We start from the raw sequence: 8100 nt of genomic DNA, 5'->3' as shown, positions 1-8100 counted from the left end.
AGCGTGTTCGCCGACGTTCTCGGTGTCGAGCGGATCGGTGCCGATGACGATTTCTTCGCCCTCGGTGGAAACTCGCTGATCGCGACCCAAGCCGCCGCCCGCCTCGGTGCGGCGCTGGACGCGCAGGTGCCGGTGCGGATGCTGTTCGAGGCGTCCACCGTGACGGCGTTGGCCGCCGCGGCCGAGACTGCCACCGGTCGTGGTGGGTCGCCGGTCCTGGCGCCGCGCGAACGTCCGGAGCGGGTGCCGTTGTCGCTGGCGCAGCAGCGGATGTGGTTCCTGAACCGGTTCGACGACCGGTCCGCGGCCTACAACATCCCGTTGGCGGTGCGGTTGTCCGGTGAACTGGACGTGGACGCGTTGCGCGCGGCCGTCTCGGATCTGGTGGCGCGGCACGAGGTGCTGCGGACCGTGTATCCGGAGGTGGACGGTATCGGCCACCAGCAGGTGCTGCCGGTGGGTGAGGTGGATATCGCGCTCGATCCCGAGCCGGTCTCCCAGGCGGAACTGCCCGCCCGCATCCTCGAGCTGGCCGGGGTGCTCTTCGATGTCATGGCCGAGCTTCCGTTCCGGGTGTCGCTGCTGCGCCTGGACCAGCATGATCACGTGCTCGTCTTCGTCGCACATCACATCAGTGCCGACGGCTTCTCGCCGCGTCCGCTGCTGAGGGATCTCGTCGTCGCCTACAGTGACCGCAGCCGCGGTGTGGTCCCCGGCTGGGAACCCCTGGCGGTGCAGTACGCCGATTACACGCTGTGGCAGCGTGAGGTGCTGGGTTCGGAGGACGACCCCGAATCGGTGGCCGCCGAGCAGATCGCCTACTGGAGCGAACAGTTGCGGGATATGCCCGATCAACTGGACCTGCCGGCCGACCGGCCGCGACCGGAGATCGCGTCCAATTCCGGTGCCGCCCACGATTTCTCGGTCGACGTGGAATTGCGTACCGCGCTCGAAGGTCTGGCCCGCTCGCACGGCACAACTCTGTTCATGGTGGTGCATGCCGCGCTCGCCGCGTGGGCGAGCCGGTTGTCCAACAGTTCCGATATCAGCATCGGCACCCCGATCGCGGGACGCGGCGAGCAGGCGCTCGACGATCTGGTCGGCATGTTCGTCAACACTCTGGTCCTGCGGACCGAAGTGACCCCGGATACGCCGTTCGCCGAACTGCTGGCCGAGGTGCGCCGCACCGACCTCGCGGCCTTCGCGAACGCCGATATCCCGTTCGAGCGGCTGGTCGATATCCTCAACCCGCGCCGTTCCCAGGCGCATCACCCGTTGTTCCAGGTCGTGCTGACCTTCGAGGCCGCCTCGGTGGCGGATATGACGGCGGTGTCGCTGCCCGGGCTCGACCTCGATGTCGTCGACTTCGAAACCGGTCAGTCGAAGTTCGACCTCCAGCTGACGGTGGGCACCGAGGGTGCCGCCGACGGTGGCCTGCGGATGCAGTGGGCATACGCCACCGATCTGTTCGATCCGGAGACCGTGGCCGATTTCGCCGATCGTTTCCTGCGTATCCTGCGCGCCATCGTCCAGGAGCCGGCGACGGCGGTCGGCGATATCGACCTGCTCGGTGACTCCGAACGCCTGGACGTGGCGCAGCGCTGGGTGGAATCCCGAGCCGACGCCGGTCCCGGTGTGTTCACCGTCGACGGCGTGCCGGTCGATTTCCCGGAGACGGCCACCCTGGCCGGTCTGTTCGAAGCGGCCGCCGGGGAGCATCCGCACCGGACCGCCGCGAAGTACGGGAGCGACCAGCTCACCTACGCCGAGTTGGAGCGCCGGGCGAATGTGCTGGCGCGCCGGTTGATCTCCGAGGGCGCCGGGCCCGAGGCCCTGGTCGCGGTGCTGCTGCCACGCTCGCTGGATCTGGTGGTCGCCCTGCTCGCGGTGATCAAGTCCGGCGCCGGGTACGTGCCCGTGGACCCGGACTCCCCCGCCGACCGGATCGCCTACATACTCCAGGACGCGCGTCCCGCGACCGTGGTACTGGACTCCTCGGTGCGGGTGGAGCTCCCCGGCGGTATCTCCCGGGTCGTGGTGGACGGCTACGCCGTCGAGGCCGGCGATATCGAGGACGCCGACGACGGCCCGATCACCGACGCCGATCGCCTGGCGCCGCTGCGTCCGGACAACACCGCCTATGTCATCTACACCTCCGGGTCCACCGGTCGTCCCAAGGGCGTCGCGGTGGCGCACCGGACCGTGGTGCGGCTGTTCGCCAATACCGAGCCCGAGTTCGGGTTCGGCCCCGAGGACGTGTGGACCCTGTTCCACTCCTACGCCTTCGACTTCTCGGTCTGGGAACTGTGGGGACCGCTGCTCTTCGGCGGCACGCTGGTAGTTGTCGACTACTACACCTCGCGTTCGCCGCAGCAGTTCCTGGAACTGCTGCGCACCGAGCGGGTCACCGTGCTGAACCAGACGCCTTCGGCGTTCTATCAGCTGGCCGAGGCCGATCGCGCCGCGGACGCCGAACGTCCGCTGGCCCTGCGCTACGTCGTATTCGGTGGTGAGGCGCTGGAACTGCGCCGGCTCTCCGATTGGATCGCCCGGCACGGTGACGGTACGACCGGACGCACCGTTCGGATCGGCGACCGGGAGACCGCCTCGCCGGTGCTGGTGAACATGTACGGCATCACCGAGACCACCGTGCACGTGGCCTACCGCGCGCTGGACGCGGAGACCATCGCCGGGGCCACCGGTAGCGTGATCGGCCGGGCGATCGCCGGGCTGAAAATCTACGTACTGGACAGCCGGCTGCAGCCGGTGCCGGTCGGGGTGACAGGCGAGTTGTACATCGCGGGTGGGCAGCTCGCCCGCGGTTACCTGGATCGCCCGGAGCTGACAGCGGCCCGTTTCGTGGCGAACCCGCTGGACGATTCCGGCACGCGGCTCTACCGCTCCGGTGACCTGGCGCGCTGGAACCGCTTCGGCGAACTGGAATACCTCGGCCGCGCCGACGATCAGGTCAAGGTGCGCGGGTTCCGGATCGAGCTCGGTGAGATCGAGGCGGCGGTGCTCGCGCAGCCGGGTGTCGCGCAGGCCGCGGTCATCGTCCGCGAGGACAACCCGGGCGATCACCGGATCGTCGCGTATGTGGTGCCGGAGACCGCGGTCGAGCCCGGTACCGAGGCGATCCGCGAGGGTGTCGCCCAGCAGGTGCCGTCCTACATGGTGCCGTCGGCAGTGGTCGTGCTCGACCGGATCCCGTTGACCATCAACGGCAAACTGGATCGCCGCGCCCTGCCCGCGCCGGTGTTCGAATCGGCCGGTTCCCGGGCGGCGTCGACCCCGATCGAGGAGATCGTGGCCGGGGTCTTCGCCGAGGTCCTCGGCACCGAACGGGTCGGTGCCGACGACGATTTCTTCGCTCTCGGTGGCAACTCACTGATCGCGACCCAGGTCGCGGCCCGGATCGGCGCCGCACTCGATACCCAGGTCCCGGTGCGGATGCTGTTCGAGGATTCGACGGTGGCCGCGCTCGCGGCCCGGGTGGAACAGCAGGCCGGTGCCGGTGGGCGTCCGGTGCTCGCCGCGCGTCCCCGGCCCGAACGCCCGCCGCTGTCGCAGGCACAGCAGCGGATCTGGTTCCTCAACCGGTTCGAACCGGAGTCCGCGGTCGACAATATTCCGATCGTGTTGCGGCTCACCGGCACGGTCGATATGGCGATGCTGTTGCAGGCGGTGGGCGATGTGATCGCCCGCCACGAATCCCTGCGCACCATCTACCCCTCCCACGAGGGCGTCGGCTACCAGCAGGTGCTGCCACCGGACCGCGCTGTTCCGGAGGTGGAGGTCCTCGAATCGCATCGGGCCGCGGTGTCGGGCGCCGAGCTCAGTGCCGAACTCCTGGCTTCCATCGCCGACTTCGTCGTCCGCGGCTTCGATCTGACCACCGAACTGCCGGTTCGGCTGCGGGTCTATCGCCTGACCGAGAACGACCACGTGCTGGCCGGTGTGGTGCACCATATCGCCGCCGACGGCTTCTCGATGCGACCGCTGAGCCGTGACCTGATGATCGCGTACGCGGCGCGGTTGGCCGGCTCGGCCCCGGAGTGGGAACCGATGGCCGTGCAGTACATCGACTACGCGATGTGGCAGCGCGATGTTCTCGGCTCCGACGACGATCCGGCGTCGCTGGTCTCCCAGCAGCTGGACTTCTGGCGGGCCGAACTGGACGAACTGCCCGACGAGCTGCGGTTGTCCAGCCGACCCCGGCCGGCGGTCGCCAGCGAACGTGCGGCGACGCACCGGTTCGTGGTGCCCGGTGAGGTGATCGACGAGTTGAACCGGGTCGCCCAGGCGCAGGGCGTCACATTGTTCATGCTCGTGCACAGCACGTTCGCCACTTTGCTGGCCCGCCTCAGCGGTACCGACGATATCGCCATCGGTATCCCGGTCGCCGGTCGCGGCGAGCGAGTGCTCGACGAATTGATCGGCATGTTCGTCAACACGCTGGTGTTGCGGACCCGAGTCGATATCGGCGCGCCCTTCACCGAGCTGCTCGCCCATGTGCGCGATCGTGATCTGGCCGCGTTCGCGCATGCCGACGTGCCGTTCGAGCGGCTGGTCGAAGCCCTCAATCCGGTCCGTTCCCAGTCGCGACAGCCGCTGTTCCAGGTGATGCTCGCGTTCCAGAACCTGGGCGACACCCGGCTGGAACTGCCGGGTCTGACGATGACCGGGCTCGGTGTCGATCTGCCGACCACCAAATACGATATGTCGCTCACCATGAGCGACGCGGTCGACGGCGGATCGGGCATGGATGCCGAGATCCTGTACGCCACAGATCTGTTCGACGAGGACTTCGTTTCCGAGTTCGGCCGGCGTTTCGTGCGGGTGCTGCGCGCGGTGATCGCGGACGCGACGGTACCGGTCGGGGATATCGAGCTCATGGCTCCGGCCGAACGAGCCCTGGTGCTCGATCGCTGGAATGCGACGGATTTCCCGGTGGAGACCGCGCTCACCGAGACTCCCGGCAATGCCACCGCCACCCTGGTTTCGCTGTTCGAGGCGCAGGTCGCCCGGACACCGGACGAGATCGCGCTGACCTTCGAGGGGACGAATCTGTCCTACGCCGAGTTCGCGGGCCGGGTACATCGGCTGGCCCGCCGGCTCGTGGAGATGGGCGTCGGGCCCGAGGTGTATGTGGCGCTGGGTATGCAGCGTTCCTTCGACCTCGTCGTCGGTATGTACGCGGTCGTCGTGGCCGGCGGCGCCTACATACCGCTGGATCCGGATCAGCCGGTGGAACGGCTCGGACACATCCTCGACACGGCGCATCCGGTATGCGTGCTCACCTCCGGTGCGGACCTGGACCCGGTGATCGAGCGGCAGCTGCGGATCGATCGGCTGGACCTGTCCGAGTTCTCGGACGCCCCGCTCACCGATGCGGACCGGCTGCGGCCCCTGCGCTCGGGCAACACCGCGTACGTGATCTTCACCTCCGGCTCCACCGGTCGCCCCAAGGGTGTCGCGGTGGCGCACAAGGCGATCGTGAACTACCTGGTGGCCGCACACGCGCGCTACGGGATGGGCGCGGCCGATGTCATGCTGCAGCGCGGTACGGTCACCTTCGACGCGTCGGTCCCCGAATTCTTCCTGCCGTTGCAGGTGGGCGCCCGGCTCGTCATCGCCCGCCCGGACGGACACCGCGACCCCGCCTATCTCGCCGGGATCATCGCCTCAGAAGGGGTGACGACGGTGCAGTTCGTACCGTCGATGTTGTCGGTGATCATGGCCGATACCGGCCCCGAGGCATGGTCGAGCGTGCGCCATATCGTGGTCGGTGGTGAGGCGCTGCCCGTCGACCTTCCGCGACGGTTGCGGCAGCTGACCAATGCCCGGCTGGACAACTTGTACGGGCCCACCGAGGCCACGGTCGACCTCATCTTCCACGAGGTGACCGAAGCCGATACGGTCTCGGTGCCGATCGGCGTTCCGGCGTTCAACACCCAGGCCTACGTGCTGGACGGCCGGTTGCGCCCGGTCCCGCCGGGTGTACCGGGCGAACTCTATGTGGCCGGCGCGCAGCTGGCGCGGGGGTACGTGGATCGCCCCGACCTGACCTTCGACCGCTTCGTGGCGAACCCGTTCGGCACGAGCGTACGGATGTACCGGACCGGCGACCTGGCGCGCTGGAATTTCGACGGCGAACTCGAATATCTGGGCCGCACCGACTTCCAGGTGAAGCTGCGCGGTCTGCGGATCGAGCTCGGCGAGATCGAGTCGGCGTTGATCGGTGTGGACGAGATCGCCCAGGCCGTCGTTGTCATGCGCGCCGACGAGCACACAGGTGACCAGCTGGTGGCCTATCTCGTTCCGGAAACCGGCCGGGCGATCGATGTCGAGGCGGTGAAGTCCGCACTGCGCGCCGAACTGCCGGCCTATATGGTGCCCGCCGCCTTCATGGTGCTCGACGCGTTCCCGATGAACGCTGCCGGGAAGCTGGACCGCAAACTGCTGCCGGCGCCGGTATTCGAGGCGCGGGTGTTCCGGGCGCCGTCCACCCCGATCGAGGAGGTCGTGGCATCGACGTTCGCCGAGGTGCTCGGTCTCGAGCGGGTCGGTACGGACGATGATTTCTTCGAGTTGGGTGGCAACTCGCTGGTCGCGACCCAGGTCGCGGCCCGGATCGGAGCCGCGCTCGGTACCCAGGTGACGGTGCGCGCGCTGTTCGAGGCGCCGACGGTGGCGGCGTTGGCCGTGCGGGTGGAGCAGGCCGGTGAGAAGGCGCGGCCGGCGCTGGCGGCCGGTACCCGGCCCGAGCTGGTGCCGTTGTCGTACGCGCAGCAGCGGATGTGGTTCCTGAACCAGTACGACACCTCGTCGGTGGCCTACAACCTGCCGATGGCGATCCGGCTCTCGGGCGAACTGGATGTGGCGGCGCTGCGGGCGGCCCTGGGCGATGTGTTGCGGCGTCACGAATCGCTGCGCACCTACTTCCCGGAGCGCTCCGGGGTACCGGTGCAGCTGGTCGTGCCCGCCGAGCAGGTCGATCTCCGGCTGGAAACGGTCGCGGTCACCGCGGACGAGCTGTCCGCCGCGGTAGCGGAGTTCGTGGGTGTCGGTTTCGACGTGTCCGTGGCGCCGCCGTTGCGGGCTCGGTTGCTCGAGCTGACGCCGCGGGAATTCGTGCTGGTGGTCGTCGTGCACCACATTTCCGGTGACGGTTTCTCGATGGCGCCGCTGGCCCGGGACGTGATGACCGCGTACGCGGCGCGGGCCCGGGATCTCGAACCGGGCTGGGCGCCGCTGCCGGTCCAGTACGCCGACTACACGCTGTGGCAGCGGCAGGTGCTGGGCGCCGAGGAAGATCCGACGTCGCCGCTGGCACGCCAGATCGCGTTCTGGCAGCGCACCCTCGACGGTGTCCCCGATGAGCTGGCGCTGCCCCTGGACCGGCCGCGTCCGGCGGTGGCCTCGATGCGCGGCGCGACGGTCAGCGGTGAGCTGTCCGCTGAATTGATGCGGGGCCTGGACGGTCTGGCGCGCGGCCGGGGCGCGTCGATGTTCATGGTGCTGCACGCGGCGTTGGCGGCGCTGCTGGCGCGGTTGTCGGGTTCGGACGATATCGCGGTGGGTACGCCGATCGCGGGTCGTGGTGAGCGTGCCCTGGACGATCTGGTCGGCATGTTCGTGAACACGCTGGTGCTGCGGACGAGTGTCGGTTCCGGTGAGTCGTTCGCCGATCTGGTGGATCGGGCGCGGCAGGTCGATCTGGACGCGTTCGGTCATGCCGATGTGCCGTTCGAGCGGCTGGTGGATCTGCTGGCGCCGGAGCGTTCACAGGCCCGCAATCCGTTGTTCCAGGTGGCGCTGTCGCTGCAGAACAATGAGCAGCCGGTGCTGGAGCTGGCCGGTCTGGAGGTCTCCGGGCTGGAGCTCGTGGAAGACGTGGCCCGGTTCGATCTGCAGTTCACACTGGCCGAGAACGGGTCCGGCGGGATGACGCTGTTCCTGAACTACGCCACCGAACTGTTCGACGAGGCGACCGTCCGGACGATGATCACCCGGTTCCGGCGGTTGCTCACCGCGGTGGCCGCGGATCCGGATATCGCGCTGGGGTCGATCGAGATCCTGGACGAGGCCGAGCGTGCC

Annotated in this window: 1 protein-coding gene; it reads left to right on the top strand. The window is 68.6% G+C overall.

The genetic code is table 11. The features are described 5' to 3' along the window. Positions 1 to 8100 (top strand): non-ribosomal peptide synthetase (locus tag NS4_RS30720; protein ID WP_157106340.1); only part of this gene is annotated, 8100 nt, incomplete at both ends.

The organism is Nocardia sienata NBRC 100364 (genome assembly GCF_001613205.1).
GTDB lineage: Bacteria > Actinomycetota > Actinomycetes > Mycobacteriales > Mycobacteriaceae > Nocardia > Nocardia sienata.
Note: the sequence above shows the minus strand (reverse complement) of the source record. Positions and strands in the feature narration are given on the sequence as shown.